This is a genomic window from Ahrensia sp. R2A130, from assembly GCF_000179775.1.
Taxonomy (GTDB): Bacteria; Pseudomonadota; Alphaproteobacteria; order Rhizobiales; family Rhizobiaceae; genus Pseudahrensia.
This window is the reverse complement of the sequence record NZ_AEEB01000003.1, coordinates 90,989-114,768: the sequence shown is the minus strand read 5'-3', so window position 1 is coordinate 114,768 and position 23,780 is coordinate 90,989. Positions and strand designations below refer to the sequence as shown.

The window sequence follows — 23,780 nt, the reverse complement described above, 5'->3', positions numbered from 1 at the left end:
CGATAGGGATTGTCGAGCGCATGTGAAAACCACATGCCAAACACGAGAAAGGCACCACAACGCGGGATTGCCGCACGGGTGCCGGACTCTCAATGCAGAGGAACAAGGCCAAAGTACGACCCGGTTCTTGCTCTCGAACCATACATATTCGTTTTTGCGAACCTTGTTTGAGCGGGCTGGCTGCAACGCTAGGCGCATCGCAATTCACGGCTCACATCGGCTCGTCGTGAAGGGTATCTAGGCCCAACCCCCCATCCCGTCAACCCCGATATCTTCCCTAAAAGGCCGCAAACTGGCGCTTTTGATGGCAAAAGGCATGATCGAACTACCGTAAACGTCAATGGCGTGCCAAACCGTGTGGAATCAGACCGACTTACAGGAAGTTTTGCCGTGTTTAAGAAGATCGCACTTGGGCTTTTGAGCCTTATCGTAGTTCTGGGCGTCATTTTTGCTCTTGGCCCGCGTGAAGAAATCGACGAGACGCTTCGATTCTCCGCTGATGCTGTAGGTAGTGACATAGAAGGTTATCTGGCAAAATCAGAAGCCGCCTTCACCGATATCAAGCCCGGCGCTGAAAAGCGGATCATCTGGGACAGCGATATCGCCAAGGTCCAGACCGATATCGCCGTGGTGAACATTCACGGATTCTCGGCCAGTTCGGAAGAGATCCGCCCGGTTCCCGATATGGTGGCGGACCGCTTGCAGGCCAATCTCTTCTTTGGTCGTCTCGCCGGCCACGCCCGTTCACCGGACGCGATGGCGGAGCCTTCGGTCAATGACTGGATGAACGACACCGCAGAGGCCATCGAAATCGGCAGGCGTATCGGCAAGAAGGTTATCATCATCTCCACCTCCACGGGCGGTACGTTGGCGACGTGGGCCGCAACGAAGCCGGACCTCATCAAGGATGTTGCGGGCATCGTTTTCATATCCCCGAACTACGCCGTGCAGAACGCCAGTGCCGATATTCTGACCCTGCCTTGGGCGCGTCAGTTGGTGCCTGTTCTGGCAGGTGCCGAGCGCAGCTGGGAACCGATGAACGCCGAACAGGAGAAATGGTGGTCCACCACGTATCCAACCGTGGCAGCACTTCCGATGAAAGCCAGCATCGACCACGTTCGCGCCCTGCCCTTTGAAGACATAAAAGTCCCTGCCCTTTTCATGTTCCATGATGACGACGGCGTGGTGAAATCCTCTGTCACCCGCGAGGTCGCCGCACGCTGGGGCGGTCCTGCAAAAATCATTGCGGTGGAAGATTCCACAGATACGTCGAAACACGTCATAGCCGGTGCCATCACGTCGCCGGAGAACACTCAAATGGCGGTGGACGCCATCGTAGAATGGGCGGAAGCACTATGAGCGAAACACGCACAGCACAGCCGGAAGGCTCGCACTTCATCGGCGGTAAATATGCAGAAGATAAAGCAGGCGAAGCCTTCGACACGCTTCATCCTGCGACCGGCGAAGCGGTGGCGCATATTCATGCCGCGACCGACGCGATCATCGATCAAGCCATAGCCGCCGCACAGCAGGCGCAGCCTGTTTGGGCGGCGATGTCAGGCGCGGAGCGTGGCCGCGTTCTCATAAAGGCCGCGCAGATCATGCGCGAGCGCAACGACGAGATCGCCCGCATCGAGACGCTGGACACCGGCAAGGCCATCCAGGAAACGCTCTATGTCGATGCTGTGAGCGCTGCCGATAATCTGGAGTATTTCGGTAATCTGGTCTCCACCCTGACCAACGAGCAGATACCGGTCGACGACACCGCTTTCGCCTACACATTGCGCGAACCGCTGGGCATCGTCGCAGCTGTGGGCGCGTGGAACTACCCGATACAGACTGCGACGTGGAAGGCTGCCCCTGCCCTCGCGATGGGCAATGCCATCATCTACAAACCATCGGAAGAAACGCCGCTCACCGCGCTGAAACTGGCGGAATGCCTGCGCGATGCAGGCGCGCCGGACGGAATCATCGGCATCGTGCAGGGCAAGGGCGAAGTCGGCGCGAAGTTGCTGAACCACCCTGCGGTTTCCAAAGTCTCGCTCACCGGCTCCGTTCCCACCGGCAAGCGCATCATGGCATCCGCAGCCGACAGCTTGAAAAAAGTGTCGCTGGAATTGGGTGGCAAGTCGCCCCTCATCATTTTCGACGACGCCCATCTGGAAAACGCAGTCTCCGGCGCGATCATGGCGAACTTTTACTCAACCGGCCAAGTCTGCTCCAACGGCACCCGCGTATTCGTGCAGTCTGGCATTCGTGAAGCGTTCACCGAGCGGTTGGTGGAGCGTACCAAGGCAATCAGCATCGGCGATCCGCTCGACCCTGACGTGCAGATGGGGCCGATGATTTCTGCCAAGCAGTTGGAAATCGTCAATGGCTACATCGAAAAGGGTCAGGCCGAAGGGGCAACGATGCTCTGCGGTGGCGAGACGCCGAAAGTCGAAGGTTTCGAAGGCGGCAACTGGGTCGCACCCGTGGTGTTTTTCGATGTCACCGATGACATGACCATCGCGCGGGAAGAGATTTTTGGCCCCGTCCTGTCTCTGCTGAACTTCGACGATGAAGCGGACGTTCTGGCTCGCGCCAACGACACGATCTTCGGCCTCGCCGCCGGTGTCTTCACTGCCGATATAGGCCGCGCCCACCGCGTCGTCCGCCAGCTTCAGGCTGGCACGACGTATATCAACAACTTCAATCTCACCCCCGTCGGTGTGCCGTTCGGTGGCTACAAAATGTCTGGCATTGGGCGTGAAAACGCCCACCACGCCATCGACAACTACAGCCAGATCAAGAGCGTCTATGTCGAACTCGGCGACGTGGAGGCACCCTACTGATGGCAAACCCTATCCTTGTCGAAATCACCCGAGGCGACCGCGTAGAAAGCGTCCATCGCGGCGCAGTCTCGGTGGTCGATGGTGACGGTAACACCGTCTGGCAGACCGGGGATACGCAATCGCCGGTCTTCCCGCGGTCCGCCGTGAAGGCCATTCAGGCGTTGCCGCTGGTGGAAAGCGGCACAGCCGACGCGCTGGGCTTCACCGACGAAATGCTGGCACTCGCTTGCTCCTCCCATTCCGGCGAACCGGGTCACATCGAAACCGCCACCGCCATGTTGGCCAAAGCCGGGCTGGACGAAGCCGCGCTGGAATGCGGCGGCCATTGGTCTTCGCAGCAGCCGGTGCTCATCGAACAGGCACGCACATATGCCGATACGCCCACCGCGATCTGCAACAACTGCTCCGGCAAGCACGCAGGCTTCGTGTGCACAGCCGCCCATACGGGCGTCGACCCGACCGGCTACATTTCGCCTGACCACGCGATTATGACCAACGTTCGCCGCGCCATGGAAGAGATGACCAATGCCGAACACAGCATCACCGCTGATTGCGGCACAGACGGCTGTTCCATTCCCACGCATGCGATTCCGCTAGATGCGATGGCGCTAGGCTTTGCGCGTATGGCAACAGGCAAAGGTCTCTCCAACGACCGCGCCAACGCGGCCAAGCGACTGATGAACGCCTGCATGGCGAACCCATGGCATGTCGCCGGTACCGACCGCTTTTGCACGTCCTTCATGACTACAGGTGCAGGCCGTCTGTTTGCCAAGACCGGAGCCGAAGGGGTGTTCTGCGGAGCGATCCCTGAACTCGGCTACGGCATCGCGCTGAAATGCGATGATGGCGGCACGCGCGGTGCTGAAGCCATGATGGCTGCCGTGACCGCCAAGCTGTTGGGCGATACCGACCCGCTTTACGAGACGCTGCACAATCTAGGCCACACCACCATGCGGAACTGGAACGGTATCGTGGCGGGCGAAATCAGGCCTTCGGCAGGCGCGTTCGCCTAGGCTTTTTCCGGCGGGCGGTCTTCGCTGAACGCATAGATCGCCAGTGCCACTGCCAGCGCGACAACGTAGAAAATCAACACGGGCTGGAAGGCCGATAGGAACTCGCCTTTATCGTTGGAACGATAGACGCCTGACGATAGCCACTGCATTACGCCGACACCGCCCATGTTGAAGAAGTTCAGCAGTGTCACACCCCGCCCCGTCAGGTGGTCGGGAATGAAGGCCATGCCGTGGGCCATGGTGAGGCCGAAATACATGGTGCAGAAGCCGAGAAGCGATAGCGCGATCTGCATCTGCACCACCGACGCACCAGGGTTGAGCGTCCACCACAGCAGCGCGGCCATGCCGATGCTACCGCCTGCCAGCACCACATACTTGCGGGTGTTGAACAGCTTATCCGCAGGGCCGTAGGCGAGGCTACCGACGGCCATGATGATCGCCACCACGAACAAGGTGTTGCCGATGGCCAACTGATCGAGACCATGCACCTGCCCCAGATACGGCCCGGCCCATAGCCCACGCAGGCCGCCGATGACGGCGTAATTGACGAAGAGCAGCGGGAAGATGAACCACAGCGGACGCAGCTTCATCAAATCCCAATAGCTGCCGGTGCCGCCTGCAGGTTGCTCGGCCTTCGGCGGGTCGGAAACGAAGGCGATGATGCCTGCCGCCAACGCGCAGGTGACTATTGCCAGCCCCACCATGGTGCTGCGCCAGCCGAAATTTGCAGATGCCCATGCCAGCGGGCTGGACCCGATGATGTTGCCCATCAAACCGGCCGCGATGAAGCTGGAGGTCAGCATGGCGAACTGGCGGCCCGAATAGGTGCGCTTGAAAATAAACACCGAGGCCATCAAAACAGGCGCGCAACCGATGCCGAGCATCACCATGCCGATGGTCAGGCCCAACGCGGTTTCGGACGACGCAAACAGCAGCCCGCCTCCGCCAGCGCCCACCGCAAACATGCTGGCTGCCGTCCAACGCGGGCCTACACGGTCGAGCAGCGCCCCCACCGGAAATTGCGCCAACGCAAAAGCTGCAAACCACGCGCCCAGCGCATCCGACAACACATCCGGCCCCAACCCCAGCTCCGCCGTGAGCTGCGGCGACAGCACGGCAAGAAACGAGCGGTAAAAATGGCTGAGGATATAAGCCCCGGCGAGGATGACGATGCCGATCAAAGGAATAAAGGTCCATTAGGTGTGCTGCGCTTGTTTCACCGAATACCGCGAAACACGAGTCATTTTAGCCACTTGCACGAGTCCGGTGATATATCGATTCCAGCGCGGTCCATGTCCAGTTGAGCGCGTCCGAAAATACAAGTCGAGCGTCCCATTTTGAGCGCAATATACTCTATTGTGAACACACAAGACTTAGATCTCTACGTTCAACCTCAGCTCATCCGCCAATGGAAATATGTCTCTATGAACAAAGCCGTCAAAGCGCTCGCTCTCGCTGCAATCATGACATCCACTTTCGTAACAGCCAGCGGTGCTGCCGATACGATTGAACAAATAGATAGCGATCTCGTGGCGGCAGATGCCATTGCTGAACGGTCAATTCTCTTGGGTATCGGTGCGGGCTTCCAGCCGCTTTACGAAGGGTCGGATGAATTCCGCGCATTTCCGGTTCCGATCTTTTCCTATGATTCTGGTGTGCCCGGCCCGCGTCGTTTTGAATTTCGCGGGCTGGACGACATCCGTTTTCACGCGCTGCGCTTGGGCAATTTTTCAACCGGACCAATCGTCGGTTACCGCTTTGGTCGCGATGAAGATGATTCCGCACGTTTGCGCGGGCTTGGCAATATTGACGGCGGCCTCGTGGTCGGCGGCTTCGCGTCCTACGAATTTTACAATGATACAGGTTCAAGCTGGGGTGCCGATATCGGCATCTCATCACAGGTAACGGGTGACGCTTTCGATGAAGGTCGTTTTGCAGGCCTGCCTACCCAATTCGATGATGGCTACGGCTACGAGATCGATTTTGGTATCAGCAACGAGATGGATATTACCGACCGGTTCAACCTCGCCACGCGTATCGGCGCAACCTACGCGTCCGACGATTATTTGCAGACGAATTTCGGCGTAGGTGTTGCGCAAGCTGCTGCAGCGATAGCAGCCGGTAACGGCATCGCTGCTTACGACGCAGATGGTGGCATCAAGAATGCGTATTTCAATGTTAGCGGAACCTATGAGCTTACAAATTACATCCAGCTTCGTGCAGGGCTCGGCTATTCACGCCTGATGGGTGATGCTGCGGACAGTCCGATCACCGAAACCGAGAACCAGTTTTCAGGCTCTATTGGTGCAGCGTACCGCTTCACTTTTTAAAGCGAGCGACATCCTCCACATCATGAATAAATATGCTGGTGCAGGGATGTTCAGCAGAGCTTTCGGCGGCAGGTTGTGGGAACCGTGTGTTTGTAGGTCTGGATGAACCCTCAATCAGATAGCAGACCAATCCTCCCTGAAAGCTAGTGTCCGCTCCTAGCTTCAACCAATTCATACATGAAGGGAATCTGGTTTGGTGCCCCCACCCGGACTTGAACCGGGACGGCCTTGCGGCCTACAGATTTTAAGTCTGCTGCGTATACCAATTTCGCCATGGGGGCGGCGGCGTGCCAAGCAATCGAAACGAAAGCCGAAGCCTTGCCATGCGCGCCCGCCGTGGTTAGCGCGGTCGCAGGGCAATCGGCAAGAGGCAGTTTAGCATGGCGAACAAGAACGAGGGTACGGTGACAGCAGCCATGGTTGTGATCGGCGATGAAATTCTGTCGGGGCGCACCAAAGACAAGAATATCGGCTATGTAGCCGAGTTCCTCACGGCCATGGGCATCGAACTCGAAGAGGTGCGGGTCGTGTCCGACGATCAGGACCGGATAGTGGAAGCGGTGAACGCGCTGCGCGCCCGCTACACCTACGTGTTCACCAGCGGCGGTATCGGGCCCACGCATGATGATATCACAGCTGATTCCGTTTCTGCCGCCTTCGGTGTGCCGTGCCATGAAAACCCTGAGGCCGTTGCCATTTTGGAAGAGCATTATCGCACCTCCGACCTCCCATTCACCGATGCTCGCCGTCGTATGACTCGGACGCCTGTGGGTGCCAGCCTCATCAGAAACGCAGTTTCTAAGGCCCCGGGTTTCCGCATGGAGAACGTGCATGTGATGGCCGGAGTACCGAGCATCATGCAGGCGATGATGGACGCTATCGCGCCGACGCTCGAAGGTGGCATTCCCATGCAGTCCCGCACCGTGGAATGTCCGTTGGGCGAAGGCACTATCGGCGCTCCGCTGGGCGAGCTGCAGAAGAAACACCCCGACACGATGATGGGCTCTTACCCCCGCTATAATGACGGTACCTTCTCCACGCATCTTGTGGTGCGATCCCGAGACGAGGGCGCACTCGATGCTGCAATCTCAGACGTTCAGGCGATGGTCGATCGGCTCATCGCCGAGGATTGATATTCCTACCCCGCGCTAACAGGCCTTGTGGACAGGCGCTTAGACAGCGCCTGCAACCTTGCCCGTCTCAACGCCCCGCGCTATCGACCGCCACCCCGTTGTCCGAACTGCCAACCGCCGGAGCGCATCCATGGCCAATCCCCCAAAAGCCTTTCCCGTATCGTGGGACCAGTTCCACCGCGACTGCAAAGCGCTGGCTTGGCGTTTGGCGGGACCAGGCAAGGACAAAGTAGAGTGGAGCGCCATCGTTGCTATCACCCGCGGCGGGCTTGTTCCTGCAGCAATCATCGCTCGCGAACTGGGTATACGCACCATTGAAACCGTCTGCATCGCGTCCTATCACGAGTATAAAGACCAAGGTGAGCTGGACGTCATAAAGGGCATCGACAGCAAGATGATCGAAGCCGATGGCGGCAAGGGCGTGCTGGTGATCGACGATCTGACGGACACCGGCGCGACAGCCCGCAAGGTGCGCGAAATGCTGCCCAACGCCCATATCGCAACGGTTTATGCCAAGCCCAAGGGCTGTGAAATGGCGGATACGTTCATCACCGAAGTGAGCCAGGACACGTGGATCTATTTCCCGTGGGACATGGAGATGGGGTATGTTGAGCCGATTTCGGGGTTGAAAGACGGCTAGCTTTTGGATGCATTTTTCTTCGCGTCACAAAAATATCGATTTTTTTCGCGTAAGTTTGAACTGAAGTTGATTTAGCAACGTTGTATAAGATGATGCCCTTTCAATCAGAGGTTTTCCTATGACCGACGTTACAATCACTCGCCGTTCCGCCCTGCTCGGCGCAGCAGCTCTGCCGCTTGTTGCATCCGCACTCCCCGCCAACACAGCGCAGGCCGCAGCGCCCATGATGGGCGTGGACAACACGCCGTTTGCCCGTTTCAAGCTGGGCGAATTCGAAGTGACAACGCTGCTGGCCGGTGCTGCCGTGCGCGAAGAGCCGCACAAGATTTTCGGCCTCAACGTCGATGATACGACCTTCGACAAGGCCGCTGAAGACGCTTTCATTCCCAACGATATGGCGCGCTTCTTCTTTACGCCCACCGTGGTGAACACAGGCTCCTCGCTGGTGCTGTTCGACACCGGCCTGCCGGGTGACACCCCAGGCGTGGTCTCCGCTTTGGCTGGAGCTGGCTATACGCCGGATCAGGTGGACACAGTGGTGCTGACGCACATGCACCCGGACCATATCGGCGGTATGATGACCGGCGGTAAACCCACCTTTCCCAATGCCAGCTATGTGATCGGCGACACAGAATACAATTTCTGGAAGGGCAAGGACAACCGCATCGGCAAGATGATGGACGGCATGGTCGTGCCTATCGAGGACAAAGCCAAGTTCATCAAACCCGGGGATGAGGTGACCGGCGGCATCACCGCAGTCGAAGCATTCGGCCACACGCCGGGCCACATGACCTTCCAGCTCGAAAGCGGCGGGCAGAACCTGATGTTGATGGCCGATGCGGCCAACCACTACGTGTTCTCACTCGCCCACCCGGATTGGGAAGTGTCGTTCGACGCCGACAAAGCAGCCGCTGCGGCCACCCGTCGTCGCCTGCTGACCATGTTGGCCGAAGAACGCATGCCTTTCGTCGGCTATCACATGCCATTCCCGGCGCTGGGATATGTGGAAAAGCGTGGCGAAGGCTTCCACTACGTACCTGCAAGCTACCAGCTGGAAATGTAGGTTGGACCTATTCTAGCCAAACGTTTACGCGCCCTCGTCGCCATGCTGGCGGCGGGGGCGTGTTTTTCTGCCCTCCAGCGTTGCCACCACTCCGCGTAGCGCGTGGATTTCCTGTTTCGAAAGGCCTGCTTTTTGGAAAATGTTCCGCAGGTTTTCCACCATGGTCGCCTTCTTATGGGACGGGCGGAAATAGTGCATATCTTCCAGCGCGCCTTCCAGATGGCCGAACAGGCCGAACAGATCATCCTTTTCTGCAGGTTCGCTGGGCGGTTGGTGGATGGGCAGTTCGATCTCGCCTGACGCCATCCATTCATAGCTCATCAGCAGCACAGCCTGCGCAATGTTGAGCGAAGCAAACGCCGGGTTCACCGGAAAGGTGACAATTTCATCGGCCAGTGCGACTTCCACGCTTTCCAGCCCTGCCCTTTCACGCCCGAACAAAATGCCGGTGCGCTCGCCCGCCCTATGTCGTGTTCGCAGGGTGCTTGCAGCTTCCGCAGGGCCGCGAACGGGCTTCAACATTTCACGCTGCCGGGCGGTTGTCGCATAGACGAACTGCAAGTCGGCGAGCGCGTCTTCCAACAGGTCGAACACCTGCACGTTGTCGATTATGTGATCGGCCTTGGCCGCGTTGGCCTTCGCTATGGGGTTCGGCCAGCCATCGCGCGGGTCCACCAAACGTAACTCCGCAAGCCCGAAATTGGCCATGGCGCGCGCTGCCCCACCGATGTTTTCGCCCATCTGCGGGTTCACCAGAATGACCACTGGCCCCTCGGCGATCAATTTCTTGCGGCTGTCTGTTCCCGACATCTGCGGCGCACTTCTCGTGGTTAGTTCTGTAGTTGCATTGGATTAGCGCCATGGCGGTGATATAGCCACACCAACCGTGCGAGGGAGCGCGCGGGTGCAAGACCGCTTGCGCCCTTCGCCCTTCGCTGCCCCGCTGGCACGTTCAGCCAAATAACGAAGGAATACGCATGTCCAAGATCAAGGTCGAAAATCCGCTCGTAGAGCTCGATGGCGATGAGATGACCCGCATCATCTGGCAGTTCATCAAGGACAAGCTGGTTCACCCCTATCTTGATATCGATCTGAAATATTACGATCTCGGCATTCAGGCCCGCGACGACACCGATGACCAGATCACCATCGACGCGGCCAACGCGATCAAGAAATACGGCGCAGGCGTGAAATGCGCCACCATCACGCCGGATGAAGATCGCGTTGAAGAATTCGGTCTGAAGAAAATGTGGCGTTCGCCAAACGGCACGATCCGCAACATTCTGGGCGGCGTGATCTTCCGCGAGCCGATCATCATGCAGAACGTGCCACGCCTCGTGCCCGGCTGGACCAAACCGATCATCGTTGGCCGCCACGCCTTCGGCGACCAGTACCGCGCCACCGATTTCCGCTTCCCCGGACCCGGCAAAATCACCATGAAATTCGTCGGCGAAGACGGCACCACGCAAGATTATGACATTTTCGATGCGCCATCCTCCGGCGTCGCCATGGGTATGTACAACCTCGATGATTCCATCCGCGATTTCGCCCGTGCCTCGCTCAACTACGCGCTGAACCGTGGCGTGCCGTGCTACCTGTCCACCAAAAACACGATCATGAAAGCCTATGACGGGCAGTTCAAAGACCTGTTCGAAGAGGTCTTTCAGGCCGAATTCAAAGACAAATATGAAGAGAAGAAAATCTGGTACGAGCACCGCTTGATCGACGACATGGTGGCGTCTGCCCTGAAGTGGTCCGGCGGTTACGTGTGGGCGTGCAAAAACTACGATGGCGACGTGCAGTCCGACATCGTGGCGCAGGGCTTCGGTTCCCTCGGCCTGATGACATCCGTGTTGATGACGCCAGATGGGAAGACCGTCGAATCGGAGGCCGCGCACGGCACCGTTACCCGCCACTACCGCGCTCACCAGAAGGGCGAGGAAACGTCGACCAACTCCATCGCCTCCATCTTCGCGTGGACCCGTGGCCTCGCCCACCGCGCCAAGCTGGACAGCAATGACGAGTTGCAGAAGTTCGCCGACACGCTGGAGCAGGTTTGCATCGACACCGTGGAATCAGGTCACATGACCAAAGACCTCGCGCTGCTCATCGGTCCCGATCAGCCGTGGCTCTCGACCACTGGCTTCCTCGATAAGGTCGACGAAAACCTGCAGAAAGCCATGAGCTAAGAGTTACGAAGGGCGGCCATGAGGTCGCCCTTTTTCGTTGGTGCCAAGCTTCGATGACAGCCCAAGACTTATGCCAACCGACCGGAGAGCCTTGAATACGCGCTCGTGCTAGAGTGTAGGAGAAGCGAAAACTGGAAGCGCAGCATGAACCTGAAAACATTCGATGCTGCATGCAGCGCCCTGCCCAACGTCACTATGGTTATCCAGTGGCGCGGTGCGCATGTTTGGAAGATCGGCGGCAAGGTATTCGCTGTCGGTTGGTCACGCGATCAGAGCGGCGACGCAACCTGTCCGTTTACGATCAAGGTCGATGATATGGCGTCGGAGTTCTTACGGCAGGAAACAGGTGTAGAAATCGCACCATATTTCCGCAGCCCAAGCTGGCTGCGGTTCCTGCCCGAATGCACAATCAATGACGATGATCTTGCTGGCTACATCGCCCGCAGCCGCGAGCTGATCATAAGCGGCCTACCGAAAAAGCGGCAGACCAGCTTGTTGAGCTGAGACGACTTCAACCAATAAGTGTCAGCCAGCCAGAGCAGCTCGCACAGCATCCAAAGCAGCGTCCACATTCGCGCCATCCGGACCACCGGCCTGAGCCATATCAGGGCGACCGCCGCCGCCTTTGCCGCCCAAAGCTTCAGAGCCTGCACGCACAAGAACTACAGCATCGAAACGATCTGTCAGATCTTTCGTTACGCCAACGACAACCGCGCCCTTACCGTCTTCATTGTTAGCGGCGATAGCCACGACGCCGGAACCGATGCGGGTTTTTTCTTCGTCGACCAGGCCCTTTAGGTCTCGTGGCGAGACGCCTTGCAAAACGCGGCCAACAAACTGAACGCCACCAATATCTTCGGCAGCAGCTTCCGTTCCGCCGTCAACACCGAGCGCCAATTGCTTCTTGGCTTCGGCGAGTTCGCGTTCGAGCTTCTTGCGTTCATCTATGAGTGCCGCGACGCGGGTTGGCACGTCTGCTGGTGTAGTCTTCAGCTTGGCCGCTGTGCTGCGCAGTAATTCATCCTGCTGTAGCAGATATTCGCGTGCGGCCTGCCCAGTTAACGCTTCAATTCGGCGTACGCCCGAAGATACGGCGCTCTCGCCGACGACTGTAACCAAACCAATATCACCTGTGTTCTTCACATGGGTGCCACCGCACAATTCCAATGACCAAGCTTTGGCCTCGTTACCCTCACCGACCTTGCCCATGGATACGACGCGAACCTCGTCGCCATATTTCTCGCCAAACTGTGCCTGAGCACCGAGTTCGATGGCGTCATCTACGGCCATCAGGGTGGTGGAGACTTGGCTGTTTTGCAGCACGTATTCATTGGCCATGGCTTCGATGCGGCGCATCTCTTCAGTCTCAACCGGCTTTGAATGCGAGAAATCGAAGCGCAAACGCTCCGGCGCAACAAGCGAGCCTTTTTGAGAGACATGGTCGCCCAAGGTTTCGCGCAAAGCTTCATGGACCAAGTGGGTTGCAGAGTGGTTGGAGCGTAATTTGCTGCGCCGCGCATGGTCGATCTCCAGCGATGCGCCATCGCCGACTTTCAGCGTGCCGGAATCGACCGTACCCATGTGAACGAACAAGCCATCGCCGCGTTTTTTAGTATCGGTAATAGTGAGCTTCGTTTCGCCGACGACCAACGTGCCAGTGTCACCCATCTGCCCGCCAGATTCTGCGTAAAATGGGGTTTGGTTTAGGATAACCGAAACTTCGTCGCCCTTCTTTGCAGTAGACACCTCAGCACCGTCCTGGAGAATAGCGAGGACAGAACCTTCGGCTTTTTCAGTTTCGTAGCCGAGGAATTCCGTTGCTCCGTGTTTCTCGCGCAATTTGAACCAGATGGCGTCGTCAGCGGCTCCCCCTGCACCGGCCCAAGAGGCGCGAGCGACAGCTTTCTGCTCTTCCATGGCGGTCGAATATTCGTCTGTATCGACCGTAATGTCGCGACGGCGCAGAGCATCTTGCGTGAGATCGAGAGGGAAACCGTATGTGTCGTAAAGTTTGAACGCGACGCGCCCGTCGAGAGCATCACCTGCCTTCAAATCAGCGCTGGCTGTATCGAGCAGATCGAGGCCACGTGTGAGCGTTTTCCGGAATCGAACCTCTTCCAAGTTCAATGTCTCGGTCATCAGCGATTGGGTGCGACGCAATTCCGGAAATGCCTCACCCATCTGCGCAACCAGAGCGGGAACAAGGCGGTACATCAGCGGGTCTTGCGCGCCGAGCAAAGATGCGTGGCGCATGGCGCGGCGCATAATGCGACGCAGCACGTAGCCGCGGCCTTCGTTACCTGGCAGCACGCCGTCAGCGATCAAAAAACAGGACGCCCGCAGATGATCTGCAATCACCCGATGGCTGGCGCGCGTATTATCGTCGGAACCAACGCCGGTCGCCTGCTCGGAAGCTGAAATGAGTGCTTTGAACAGATCTATTTCATAATTGTCGTGGGTGCCCTGCAGGACGGCGGCGATGCGCTCCAATCCCATACCGGTGTCGATAGATGGTTTGGGCAAGTTGACGCGTTCGTCGACCGTAACCTGCTCGAATTGCATAAAAACAAGGTTCCAGATTTCGACGAAACGATCACCGTCTTCTTCCGGGCTGCCGGGAGGGCCGCCCCAGATGTGGTCGCCATGGTCATAGAAAATTTCCGAACATGGACCACATGGACCGGTGTCACCCATGGCCCAGAAGTTGTCAGAGGTTGCGATGCGGATGATGCGGTCATCTGACAAACCGGCAATCTTTTTCCAAAGATCAAAAGCCTCGTCATCGTCGTGATAGACGGTGACGAGAAGTCTCGACGCATCGATACCGTATTCCTCGGTGAGCAAGTTCCACGCGAATTCTATGGCGTCTGCCTTGAAATAATCGCCGAAGGAAAAGTTGCCCAGCATCTCAAAGAATGTGTGGTGGCGAGCGGTGTAACCAACGTTGTCGAGGTCGTTGTGCTTACCACCTGCCCGCACGCATTTTTGCGAGGTTGTGGCGCGGGAGTAGTTTCGCGTTTCCAGACCTGTGAAGAGGTTTTTGAACTGCACCATGCCGGCTGCTGTGAACATCAATGTAGGATCATTGCGCGGAACCAAAGGCGATGAATCGACCGCAGCGTGACCGTTCTTCTCGAAATAAGAGAGGAATGTGGACCGGATGTCGTTGACGCCGCTCATGGCATTTTTCCTTGGTCGAACTGCAAACGGAAGAGCTTGCAAATGTTGAATTGGCGACGCTTCTAACGCCCACCTCTGTGGGCGCGGTTTGACCTCATCACAGCCAAAAATTCAACCGTCTGTCTCATGGTCAGATGGAGAATACGCTTAAGACGAAAAAGGCCGCCTCCGATAGCGATCAGAAGCGGCCTCTCGATTTCGGTAGCGTGATGCAGATCAGGCGCCGTTTGCGATCTCTCCGAGCTCCGGATCGGTCCCATCCTCATCCTTGCCGGTTGGCTCATCGAGCAACTTTTCGCCGATCAAGCCAGCATTGGTTCGAATGGCCTTTTCAATTGTTTCAGCAACTTCGGGATTATCGCGAAGGAACTGTTTGGCGTTCTCGCGTCCCTGCCCCAGACGTTGGCTGTCATAGGAGAACCAAGAGCCTGATTTTTCAACGATACCAGCAGTGACGCCGAGGTCGATCAGTTCGCCCATCTTGGACACGCCCTCGCCATACATGATGTCGAATTCGACCTGCTTGAACGGGGGAGCCAGTTTGTTTTTGACGACCTTGATGCGTGTCTGATTACCAACGATTTCATCGCGATCTTTGATTGCGCCGATACGGCGAATATCGAGACGAACAGAGGCGTAGAATTTCAAGGCGTTACCGCCAGTGGTGGTTTCTGGCGAACCGAACATCACGCCGATTTTCATGCGGATTTGATTGATGAAGATAACCATAGTGTTGGATTTGGAGATCGACGCGGTAAGTTTCCGCAGTGCCTGGCTCATCAAACGGGCCTGCAGGCCGGGGAGCGAAGCCCCCATCTCACCTTCGATTTCCGCACGGGGCGTCAACGCAGCAACGGAATCGATGACCAAAATATCGCAAGCGCCAGAACGCACCAGTGTGTCGGCAATTTCTAATGCCTGTTCACCGGTGTCAGGCTGCGAAATGAGCAGGTTTTCAAGATTCACACCAAGCTTTTTAGCGTAAACAGGATCAAGCGCGTGCTCGGCATCAACAAAGGCGCAAATACCGCCCTCTTTCTGGGCTTCCGCGACCGTGTGAAGGGCCATTGTCGTTTTACCCGACGATTCAGGACCGTAGATTTCCACGATACGGCCTTTCGGCAAACCGCCGACGCCAAGCGCAATATCCAGGCCGATACAGCCTGTTGAGATTGTCTCAATCTCGACCGCCTGTTCATTGGCACCGAGCCGCATGATTGAGCCTTTACCAAAGGCGCGCTCGATCTGCCCCAGAGCTGCTTCCAACGCTTTCGATTTGTCCAATTTCTTGTCCTCAACCACTTTCAGGTTCGGTGCAGCCATCGTTCGATTCCTTATTTCACGGCGTGATCGCATGTGCAATTTGGAACAGATGTACTAGCTTTGTTCTTTTTCGTCAATACATCTTTATAACATTGATAAAATTCGTTTATTTTCTTTTTTGTCCACATTTGTTCTCGTGAAAAAAATAAAAACGCATCAGCCGATGCACCTTAAATATCGGCTGCTTATCCGACGCCCATCAAATGCGACAGAATCGTGGCACTGGGGCAACACGCTTAAGGTTAACGTCTTGTTAACATTTTATTCTGCGGTCCGATTGATTGACTCTTTATAGGAAGGAAAGCCACTAAACGCCTGGGGCGCATACATTTTATAACAGAACGGATTGAGAGCGATCCATATGTTGCATGCGAGGGGTCTGGTCATGGCAAAGAGAACGCGCAGCCATATGGCCGTATCCGTACGGCTGGCAATTGCCTCTGTGTTTGTTACCGCCTTCAGCGCAACAGCTCCTGCCGCTGCTGAAAGCATGAAGAGCGCCGTGCGTCATGCTATCAAAACCAACCCAACCGGCCTTGCAAGAGCTGCGGGCACACGCGCGATCGCCCATGACGTTGAGGCCGCACGCAGCGAATTCAATGCCAAGATTGATGTCTTTGGCGAGGTTGGCGCGCAGCGGGTGGACAATGAAAACTCACTAAGTGCCAGTGATAACGACAGATGGCGCGGTGCACGTCAGGTCGGCGTATCGGCATCCTATCTTTTGTATGACGGCTATCGACGCGCGAACCGGCTGTATCGTGAAGGTGCCCGCCTAGATGGTGCTGTGTACGGGCTACTGTCCACGAAAGAGACTGTCGCGCTGAATGCGGTAGAAGCCTATGTCGATGTTGTTCGTCATCGCGACCTTATTCATATCGCGCGCCGCAATATCGACCGCCACATCGCAATCCAGCGGCAGATCAATGCCCGTGTTGAGGGAGGTAAATCTCCAACCAGCGATAGGTTCCAGATCGAAGAGCGCGTGTTTGCGGCTCGTGCAGTGTTGGTGGAAATCCAGAAAGCATATGCAGACGCAGTTGCGAAATATCAAAAGGTTGTTGGGCGTAAGCCAGGCCGGAAGATGCGAATCGCGAATGCCGGTAAACTGCCGCGCAGCAAGGAGGCATTGGTTCAGCGGTCCATCGCTAACAACTACTCTGTGCAGGCCGCGCAAAAGCAGATCAATCAAAACGAATATGCCGTTGATGCAGCCGAAGGCGAGAAACTGCCCGAGCTTGGCGTAAACGGCCGCGCTACTTGGGGTGGTGATCGCAATGGTTCGCGCGGTACGGAAACAGACGTCTATGTCGGCCTTCGCCTGTCATGGCGCCTTTACGACGGCGGCGTGCGCGACGCACAAGTTGGTGCAGCCACTGCCCGCGTTACCGAGGCGCGTTTTCAGTTGGACGAACGCCGCCGTGATGTTGCTGAGCTCGCCCGCCGTTCCTGGAACGCTTATTCCGACGGTCGCCTGCGCGCGAGCTTGCTTTCCAAGCAGGTGGAAGCGAACAAAAAGATCGTTCGCAATTATCTCGAAGAATATGAGCTATCAAAGCGCAGTCTACTGGATGTGCTGGACGGTGAACGAGCTTTATTCAACACCCGCTTTCAGTATCAAAGCGTTCGCGCCGCCTATCGATTTGCGACCTTCCGTATGAAGGCTACGCAGAGCCGATTGGCGAAATTCTTCGGTGTGTCTGCAGGCTCTATCGCACCAACGCCCAATGTCGAAAACCGCTTGCTGAATTCCGGTGGAGATCGCCCGCTTTCCAGCCAGCGCTTCTTCAATGTTAACATCGAGCCACTGAAATAACGTCGCAAAATAACGGCTTAAGTATATTTTGAGCGTAGTGACATTTGTCATATCGTGTTTTGCCATGCTGGTATTTCATGCACGGGGATGTAGCGCAGCTAGCCCGATGAAAATTTGGGGCGGGCATTAGGCAAAACGCATGGACAATACCGATAAGCTGAGCCCGGCGGAAAAACCGCAAATAGCAAGCGACACAGATGCTTCCGCCCCTGCTCCATCTCCATCAACCGCGACTGGGCTAGCGAGTGACAGTGGCATGGACGTAATGCCTGCCGTTACAGCGTGGCTGGCTGCCCATCATCAGATGCCCTATGCGCGTGCCGCCGTCTTACGCAACGTGCCATCGGACTACGCCACGCGTGGCGACGATATGTTGCCGCGTATGCTGGCCAATGTCGGACTTCAAGCCTCCATGGTGCAACGCAAGTTGAAAGATATTCCGCCCGCCGTGCTGCCTTGTGTGGTTTTCAAGAAGGACGGAAATCCACTCATCGTCACCGCGTTTGCCAATAAGGGCCGCGACGTGCTGGTGCATGACCTTGCCGATGGTGATTTTGCGACCGAGATACCGCGCCGCAAATTACAACGGCAGCTTTCCGGTACCGCCGTGTTCGCCACGCGCTCACCGGACATCGCAGCGTCCATGACCAACACGCGCTATTCCGCGCTGCATCGCGATCAAAGCCACTGGTTATGGGGCCCTATCCGCCGCAATCGTGGGGCTTGGGGTCAAATTCTGGTAGCGGCGCTGGGCATCAACATTCTGGCGTTGGCGCTACCGATCTTCGTGATGAACGTTTATGATCGCGTGATCCCGAACCTTGCGATGACAACCCTTTGGACGCTGGCGCTGGGCGTATCGATTGCGCTGCTGCTCGACCTGCTGCTGAAAATTTTACGGACGACGATACTCGAACGCGCCGGACGACGGGTTGATTTGAAAATCGCCTCGACGCTGTTCCAACAAGCGCTTTCCGTGAAAATGTTAAAACGCGAAGGCAGCGCTGCAGCCTTGGCCAGCCAAATTCGTGACTTCGAGTCCGTACGGGAATTCTTCTCATCCTCCAGCTTCGTCGCCATGATCGACGTGCTGTTCATAGGCATTTTCGTCACCGTATTGTGGCTGATCGTCGGTCCCATCGCGATCGTTCCGCTGCTTGCCGTGCCCGTCGTCATCATACTGGCGTTGGTGGCACAGGCACCCATCGGCAACTCGATCACCCAATCGCAGAACCTCGCCGCCAAAAAGAACCTCGTTCTTATAGAAACATTGTTGGGCATGGAAACAGTCCGCAGCGTCAACGGCGAAGGCGTGATGTTGCGCGAATGGGAAGATGCGTCAGCCGCCTCCACGCGTATCAATGGTAAGACACGGTTCTGGTCCAACTTCGCCATCACCTCCACCATGATGGTGCAACAGGGTGTCAGCGTCATCATCGTGTTATGGGGCGTTTATCTAGTGGCGGACGGACGCATCACGGTAGGTGGATTAATCGCAGCAAACATCCTCGCAGGTCGTGTGCTGGCGCCGCTGGGCAACATTTCACAAACGCTGGTGCGCGCGCAGCAGGCAATGAAGTCGCTGGGCTCGATCTCCCGCTTCATGGCGTTGGATGTGGAGGGCGACGGCGACCTGAAACCGGAGCTTTCGGTGCGCGAAGGAAGGGTGCAGTTCAAGGATGTGTCGTTCACCTATCCCGGCGCTCAAAAAGGCGCGTTGCACAATATCGACTTCACGCTGGAGCCGGGCCAGACCATTGGCCTTCTCGGTCGCGTGGGTTCCGGCAAGACAACGCTGGGCAAATTGTTCGTCAATATGGCGCAGCCGGATAGCGGGTTGATCCTCGTAGATGGTCACGAGATCCAGCAATACGACCCTTCGGTGTTGAGAGAAGGAATCGGGTATCTCCCGCAGGACCCTGAAATCTTTACCGGAACCATCCGCGAGAACATCGTGCTTGGCCGCCCCAATGCGCCAGAATCTGCCATTGAGGAAGCGCTGTATTTCGCAGGGATGGACCATTTTATCTCTGAAAATCCCGAAGGATTGGCGCAGTTCGTTGGCGAGAAAGGCAACCGGCTATCCGGCGGGCAACGGCAGGCCATCGCGCTGGCGCGGCTGCTTTTGTGCAAACCCAAAGTACTATTTTTGGATGAGCCCACAAACGCGATGGATACAATAACAGAAACGCTAGTGGTGGAACGCTTGAAGGCGCTGCAGGCCAAAGGCGTCACCATGGTCATATCCACCCACCGAAACTCTATCGCTGCTGTCGTTGATCGGCTTTGCGTTTTGGAGGGCGGCAAGATCATCGCCAACGGACCGCGCGAAGACGTGATGGCTGATTTGCGCAACAACGCTCAAGCGCGCGCAAAATCTCCTGTGGGGGCAACGTAAATGTTCGGCAGTTCCCTAGACGACCAGTTCATCAACCGCAGTGCGGCAACAGATTCTGCACACCGTTCGCGCGGCGCGTGGCCGATGATTATCATCATCTTGTTGGGTATCGCGGCTTTCGTGGCGTGGGCTTGGTTTTTCGAGATCGAAGAGCGAACGAGCGGTCAGGGTCGCGTAATTCCGTCCAGCCAGTTGCAGGTCGTGCAATCGCTGGAGGGTGGCATCATCCGCGAAATAGGCGTGGCGACGGGCGACATCGTAGAAGCCGGCCAATTGTTGATGACCATCGATGATACCGGCTTTTCCTCAACCCTCGGTGAAGTGACCAGCAGACGGCAGGCGCTGCTGACAGAACAGGTGCGGCTGCGGGCGGAAGCGCGGGGCGATGAAACCCTGAAATTTGCCGAAGAATTCGCGGTGGCAAACCCCAAACTGGTGGCCAGCGAAACGGAAGTTTTCCAGTCACGTCAGCAGCAGCTTATCGCCGAGCTTGAAGTGCTCGACGACAGGCTTATCCAACGTCAGGGCGAACTAGCGGAAGCCCGCGCACGCCAGACCAAGCTTGCGACAACGGCTGAGCCACTTCGCAAGGAAACCACCCTCACCCGCCGCCTGGTGCGGCGCGGTGTTGTGCCGGAGGTCGACTATTTGCGCCTTGCCAGTCGATTGGCCGAAATCGACGGCGATATAGCGGTCGCTGAAGCACAAATACCAAAGCTGGAAGCCGCAATCTCGGAAGCTAAGAAACAGCTCGTTTCAACCCGCAACACCTACAAGCTGGCGGCGAACGAGCGATTGGCGAAGTTGCAGGGCGAGTTGGCCGTGCTGCAACAAACGGAACTCGGTGCAGAAGACCGCGTGTCACGCACGCAGTTGCGTTCGCCCGTGCGAGGCGTTGTGAACAAGGTGAATATCGCAACCGTGGGCGCGGTGGTTCAGCCAGGCGCGCCGCTGGTCGAGGTGGTGCCTTCGGAAGACGGATTGCTGGTTGAAGCCTCCATTCGTCCGCAGGACGTGGCGTTTATTCGTGTGGGTGGGAAAGCGTCGGTGAAGCTGACGGCTTATGATTATCTGATCTATGGCTCGCTTGACGGTGAAGTGACCCGCATCGGGGCGGATTCCATCACCGACCCTAACGGGGAGCAGTTCTTTCAGATCACCGTGAAGACCGAGAAGAACCATCTGGGCGATAACCCCGAACGCAACCGCATCAGCCCCGGTATGGTGGCTTCTGTAGATATTCAGACCGGCACAAACACGGTGCTGACTTATCTGCTGAAACCGGTGTTGCGGGCGCGGGCTGAAGCCTTCAGGGAACGCTAAAACTCTTGCGCTCACGCTGTCGGCCTACCGGCCTACCGGCCTTCGCTACGCGGGTGCGGTGCATAAGCGCCGGGCGATTGTTTGATCGCCTCGCGACCCAATCGTAGTCGCTTGAATTTCTCTATTTAGACGTCGCGGAATACACGCCGTCCCACGCCTGTCCCGGTGGGTTGGATGAGAATTCAGCAATGCGCGTTTCGTAGATGAAAGTGTAGTCGTCGAGGTTCAAGCCAAGCACATCATCGCATTCGCGGATGAGTTCAAGGCTGGCGGTCGCAGTATCCCAATCCTGCTTGCGGTAGGCCCGCAGCATGTCGGCATTGTGCCGCGCGAGGTCCGTGAATTTCGGGGTGGCCAACATCCCTTCGTCGCCCACAAGACCGAAAATATGTTCAGGCTCAGTCTTGCCCTTCACGCGAATGAGGTCGATCTCGATCACCGCCAGACGCTTCCTCACCAACTCTGCCGTGTTAGAGCCAATGACTATGAGAATGCCGTAAGGCTTCGATTGGCCTTCCAACCGCGAACCAAGGTTCACCGTGTCGCCAAGCGCCGTGTAATCAAAGCGGCTGTGGCTGCCCATATTGCCGACAATACACTCGCCGGTGTTGATACCGATACCGATGCCGATGGTGGGACACCCCACCGCTTCTTCTTCGCCAGCTTCAGCCCGCTCACGGAATTCCTGCTGGATGGTGGCATCGAACGCGGCAACATCAACCACCATTTTAAGCGCCGCCTTGCAGGCCGAATAGGCGTGATCGTCGTGGTCCAACGGGGCGTTCCAGAACGCCATGACAGCGTCGCCCATGAACTTATCGATGGTGCCGTCATATTCGAGAATGCCGTCGGACAGGTCTGTCAGAAGCCGGTTCATCAGGATCGTGAGATCTTCGGGGTGCTCTTTGTAGCTTTCTGAAATACCTGTGAAATTTCGAATATCTGAGAACAGAACCGTAAGATCACGCTTCACACCACCGAGCTGCAAACCGTCTGGTTCATCAGCCAATTGATCGACCAGTTTAGGCGACACATATTGCGAAAATGCGCCACGGATTTGTTGTCGTTGGCGCTCTTCTGCGATGTAGCTAAACGACGCCATAAGGACCATCAACATCGCAAGCATGATGCTGGGATCGAGTAGAATACGGTACTGGTCAAACGCGAGCCAAGACCCAGCTACCAGCGCAAACAGAACGCTGCCAGACACAAGGATCGCCATTTTTGCTGATAGCATCGGCAGCACTGCGATAACAATCAAACCGGCCACGATCAGCAGCGCAATTTCGGCAATATCGGCATAGTTGGGGCGGACGAGAAGCTGGTCTGACAACACCCCTTCAAGCACTTGCGCCTGAATTTCGACCCCTGCCATGAGTTCACCAAGCGGAATGGCGCGGTAGTCTTCCAAGCCGATGGCGGAGGTGCCAACGAGCACCAGCTTGCCGCGCAGTGCGTCTACGGGAGCAGCAAATTCCAACACGTCCTTGGCTGAAACGAAGCGCTCCGGGCGACTTTTTGAAAACCATGGCCAAACATCGCCGTGCGCGCCGGTGCGGACCAACTGACGACCCAGAACGATGCCTTCAATCCCCGCTTCGTTGGTCTTGATCGCGAAGGCAGAACCACCCGTTGCAACGCGCAGTAATTCCATTGCAAGGAACAAGCGCATTTGCCCTTCCGCTTTCATGGCGAGGCCAACGCGGCGGAACACGCCGTCTGCGTCGGGCAAAACGGTGAACAGCCCGTAACCACTCGCGGCTTTTTCGATCACCGGAATGTTCTGCACCACCGTCTCGAAATTGCGCAGGAAGTCCAGCTTGTCCGGCCCAAGCATTGCATTGGGTACAGCAACAGGTTTGCGGCCGTCCTCGTTGGCATCCCGCCGGCTCCGCACGCTGGTTTCGCCCAACACCACCCTGCCCGCAGCAATTGCTGCGGCAAAGGTTTCATCACTCGATGGCAGCGCCGACAGTTCCGTTTTCACCCGTGTCGAAAGCGACGGGTTGTCCTTGGCAAAAAGATCCGGCGACAGGCGGTCTTCTTCAGCAAACACAATATCGAAAGCGGTTGCTGCGGTCCCGTAACGGGTGAGGTTTTCAACCAGCTGTGCCAGCCGTGTTCGTGACCACGGCCATTGGCCGTAAGCGCGCAGGCTGGCCTCATCAATATCAACGATGACGACCGGTTGGGGGGTATAGGGGCGCGGTTTTATGCGCTGAAAGGTGTCGAATGCGATGTGGCGCAGAGTTTGAACAGGTACGGGATCGGCAAACCGCAGGAAAACTAATGCCGCGAGAACGGCGAGACCAGCGATGCGACTCCAGCCGATTGAGCGCGCAAAGCGGCGAAACCTACCCAACATGGCGCCTAAACTCCCCTTGCAGCCGATTTCTCAGCCCGATTTCACCAACTGTCGCCCCGTCGGTAACCGCCATGTGACCTGCCACTGACCGAAGGCGCAATGGGCAAGCTGTGCAGAACTGTAACACCTTAACTTTATTGTAATAATTTGCATGGCGCGGAATTCGCCAGACT

General features: G+C 56.9%; 17 protein-coding genes and 1 tRNA gene. 12 read left to right on the top strand and 6 right to left on the bottom strand.

Annotation, left to right across the window (positions count from 1 at the left end):
* Positions 1-390: 390 nt before the first annotated feature.
* From R2A130_RS01245 to R2A130_RS01235, 3 genes are read left to right on the top strand one after another with little or no spacing between them, the layout of a single operon-like run.
* Positions 391-1,359: a carboxylesterase gene (locus R2A130_RS01245; protein WP_009462997.1), complete on the top strand. Its 969-nt coding sequence runs from the start codon at positions 391-393 to the stop codon at positions 1,357-1,359.
* Positions 1,356-2,834 carry a betaine-aldehyde dehydrogenase gene (gene betB / locus R2A130_RS01240; protein ID WP_009462996.1) on the top strand — a complete coding sequence of 493 codons (1,479 nt, stop codon included), beginning with the start codon at positions 1,356-1,358 and terminating at the stop codon, positions 2,832-2,834. Before R2A130_RS01245 ends, betB begins: the two co-directional genes overlap by 4 nt.
* Positions 2,834-3,847, top strand: coding sequence for an asparaginase (locus tag R2A130_RS01235; RefSeq protein WP_009462995.1), 1,014 nt, complete (start codon positions 2,834-2,836; stop codon positions 3,845-3,847). Before betB ends, R2A130_RS01235 begins: the two co-directional genes overlap by 1 nt.
* Here R2A130_RS01235 and R2A130_RS01230 read toward each other — a convergent pair.
* The gene (locus R2A130_RS01230; RefSeq protein WP_009462994.1) at positions 3,844-5,028 is read right to left on the bottom strand and encodes an MFS transporter; all 1,185 of its coding nucleotides are present in this window, start codon (positions 5,026-5,028) and stop codon (positions 3,844-3,846) included. The two genes, R2A130_RS01235 and R2A130_RS01230, sit on opposite strands and share 4 nt — an antisense overlap.
* Before the next feature lie 243 nt (positions 5,029-5,271).
* Here R2A130_RS01230 and R2A130_RS01225 point away from each other — a divergent pair, with 243 nt between their 5' ends.
* Complete coding sequence (locus R2A130_RS01225) at positions 5,272-6,177, top strand: MipA/OmpV family protein (protein ID WP_009462993.1); 906 nt, start codon at positions 5,272-5,274, stop codon at positions 6,175-6,177.
* A gap of 194 nt (positions 6,178-6,371) precedes the next feature.
* Here the strand turns inward: R2A130_RS01225 and R2A130_RS01220 are convergent.
* Positions 6,372-6,458: transfer RNA gene (locus tag R2A130_RS01220), tRNA-Leu, on the bottom strand.
* Positions 6,459-6,557: 99 nt separating this feature from the next.
* On the opposite strand from R2A130_RS01220, the gene R2A130_RS01215 reads away from it, so the two are divergent.
* From R2A130_RS01215 to R2A130_RS01205, 3 genes are all read left to right on the top strand, one after another.
* Positions 6,558-7,310 (top strand): competence/damage-inducible protein A, encoded by a 753-nt coding sequence (locus R2A130_RS01215; RefSeq protein WP_009462992.1) that lies wholly within the window; start codon positions 6,558-6,560, stop codon positions 7,308-7,310.
* A gap of 130 nt (positions 7,311-7,440) precedes the next feature.
* The gene (gpt, locus tag R2A130_RS01210; protein WP_009462991.1) at positions 7,441-7,950 is read left to right on the top strand and encodes a xanthine phosphoribosyltransferase; all 510 of its coding nucleotides are present in this window, start codon (positions 7,441-7,443) and stop codon (positions 7,948-7,950) included.
* Between the two features lie 118 nt (positions 7,951-8,068).
* Positions 8,069-9,013, top strand: coding sequence for an MBL fold metallo-hydrolase (locus R2A130_RS01205; protein WP_009462990.1), 945 nt, complete (start codon positions 8,069-8,071; stop codon positions 9,011-9,013).
* A 24-nt stretch (positions 9,014-9,037) separates the two neighbouring features.
* Here R2A130_RS01205 and R2A130_RS01200 read toward each other — a convergent pair whose 3' ends face one another.
* Positions 9,038-9,823, bottom strand: coding sequence for an RNA methyltransferase (locus tag R2A130_RS01200; RefSeq protein WP_009462989.1), 786 nt, complete (start codon positions 9,821-9,823; stop codon positions 9,038-9,040).
* Positions 9,824-9,990: 167 nt separating this feature from the next.
* On the opposite strand from R2A130_RS01200, the gene R2A130_RS01195 reads away from it, so the two are divergent.
* Both R2A130_RS01195 and R2A130_RS01190 read left to right on the top strand, forming a co-directional pair.
* Positions 9,991-11,202, top strand: coding sequence for an NADP-dependent isocitrate dehydrogenase (locus tag R2A130_RS01195; RefSeq protein WP_009462987.1), 1,212 nt, complete (start codon positions 9,991-9,993; stop codon positions 11,200-11,202).
* A 144-nt stretch (positions 11,203-11,346) separates the two neighbouring features.
* Positions 11,347-11,706, top strand: a complete 360-nt coding sequence (locus tag R2A130_RS01190; RefSeq protein ID WP_009462986.1) for an MmcQ/YjbR family DNA-binding protein — start codon at positions 11,347-11,349, stop codon at positions 11,704-11,706.
* Between the two features lie 21 nt (positions 11,707-11,727).
* Here the strand turns inward: R2A130_RS01190 and alaS are convergent, their stop codons facing one another.
* Both alaS and recA read right to left on the bottom strand, forming a co-directional pair.
* Positions 11,728-14,382 (bottom strand): alanine--tRNA ligase, encoded by a 2,655-nt coding sequence (alaS, locus tag R2A130_RS01185; protein WP_009462985.1) that lies wholly within the window; start codon positions 14,380-14,382, stop codon positions 11,728-11,730.
* Positions 14,383-14,598: 216 nt separating this feature from the next.
* Positions 14,599-15,705, bottom strand: a complete 1,107-nt coding sequence (gene recA / locus R2A130_RS01180; protein WP_009462984.1) for a recombinase RecA — start codon at positions 15,703-15,705, stop codon at positions 14,599-14,601.
* Positions 15,706-16,090: 385 nt separating this feature from the next.
* On the opposite strand from recA, the gene R2A130_RS01175 reads away from it, so the two are divergent.
* From R2A130_RS01175 to R2A130_RS01165, 3 genes are all read left to right on the top strand, one after another.
* Positions 16,091-17,521 carry a TolC family protein gene (locus R2A130_RS01175; protein ID WP_198008600.1) on the top strand — a complete coding sequence of 477 codons (1,431 nt, stop codon included), beginning with the start codon at positions 16,091-16,093 and terminating at the stop codon, positions 17,519-17,521.
* Between the two features lie 139 nt (positions 17,522-17,660).
* Positions 17,661-19,919 carry a type I secretion system permease/ATPase gene (locus R2A130_RS01170; protein ID WP_009462982.1) on the top strand — a complete coding sequence of 753 codons (2,259 nt, stop codon included), beginning with the start codon at positions 17,661-17,663 and terminating at the stop codon, positions 19,917-19,919.
* Entirely contained in the window at positions 19,920-21,242 is a 1,323-nt protein-coding gene (locus tag R2A130_RS01165) for an HlyD family type I secretion periplasmic adaptor subunit (protein ID WP_009462981.1), read from the top strand.
* 121 nt (positions 21,243-21,363) lie between these two features.
* On the opposite strand, the gene R2A130_RS01160 is transcribed toward R2A130_RS01165, so the two are convergent.
* Complete coding sequence (locus tag R2A130_RS01160) at positions 21,364-23,607, bottom strand: CHASE2 domain-containing protein (RefSeq protein WP_009462980.1); 2,244 nt, start codon at positions 23,605-23,607, stop codon at positions 21,364-21,366.
* Between the last annotated feature and the right edge of the window lie 173 nt (positions 23,608-23,780).

Bases quoted from the DNA above. Each gene is read 5' to 3' on its own strand.
- betB (WP_009462996.1), top strand. From the start codon at position 1,356: ATGAGCGAAACACGCACAGCACAGCCGGAAGGCTCGCACTTCATCGGC.
- R2A130_RS01235 (WP_009462995.1), top strand. From the start codon at position 2,834: ATGGCAAACCCTATCCTTGTCGAAATCACCCGAGGCGACCGCGTAGAA.
- R2A130_RS01225 (WP_009462993.1), top strand. From the start codon at position 5,272: ATGAACAAAGCCGTCAAAGCGCTCGCTCTCGCTGCAATCATGACATCC.
- R2A130_RS01215 (WP_009462992.1), top strand. From the start codon at position 6,558: ATGGCGAACAAGAACGAGGGTACGGTGACAGCAGCCATGGTTGTGATC.
- gpt (WP_009462991.1), top strand. From the start codon at position 7,441: ATGGCCAATCCCCCAAAAGCCTTTCCCGTATCGTGGGACCAGTTCCAC.
- R2A130_RS01205 (WP_009462990.1), top strand. From the start codon at position 8,069: ATGACCGACGTTACAATCACTCGCCGTTCCGCCCTGCTCGGCGCAGCA.
- R2A130_RS01200 (WP_009462989.1), bottom strand. From the start codon at position 9,823: ATGTCGGGAACAGACAGCCGCAAGAAATTGATCGCCGAGGGGCCAGTG.
- R2A130_RS01195 (WP_009462987.1), top strand. From the start codon at position 9,991: ATGTCCAAGATCAAGGTCGAAAATCCGCTCGTAGAGCTCGATGGCGAT.
- R2A130_RS01190 (WP_009462986.1), top strand. From the start codon at position 11,347: ATGAACCTGAAAACATTCGATGCTGCATGCAGCGCCCTGCCCAACGTC.
- alaS (WP_009462985.1), bottom strand. From the start codon at position 14,382: ATGAGCGGCGTCAACGACATCCGGTCCACATTCCTCTCTTATTTCGAG.
- recA (WP_009462984.1), bottom strand. From the start codon at position 15,705: ATGGCTGCACCGAACCTGAAAGTGGTTGAGGACAAGAAATTGGACAAA.
- R2A130_RS01175 (WP_198008600.1), top strand. From the start codon at position 16,091: ATGGCAAAGAGAACGCGCAGCCATATGGCCGTATCCGTACGGCTGGCA.
- R2A130_RS01170 (WP_009462982.1), top strand. From the start codon at position 17,661: ATGGACAATACCGATAAGCTGAGCCCGGCGGAAAAACCGCAAATAGCA.
- R2A130_RS01165 (WP_009462981.1), top strand. From the start codon at position 19,920: ATGTTCGGCAGTTCCCTAGACGACCAGTTCATCAACCGCAGTGCGGCA.
- R2A130_RS01160 (WP_009462980.1), bottom strand. From the start codon at position 23,607: ATGTTGGGTAGGTTTCGCCGCTTTGCGCGCTCAATCGGCTGGAGTCGC.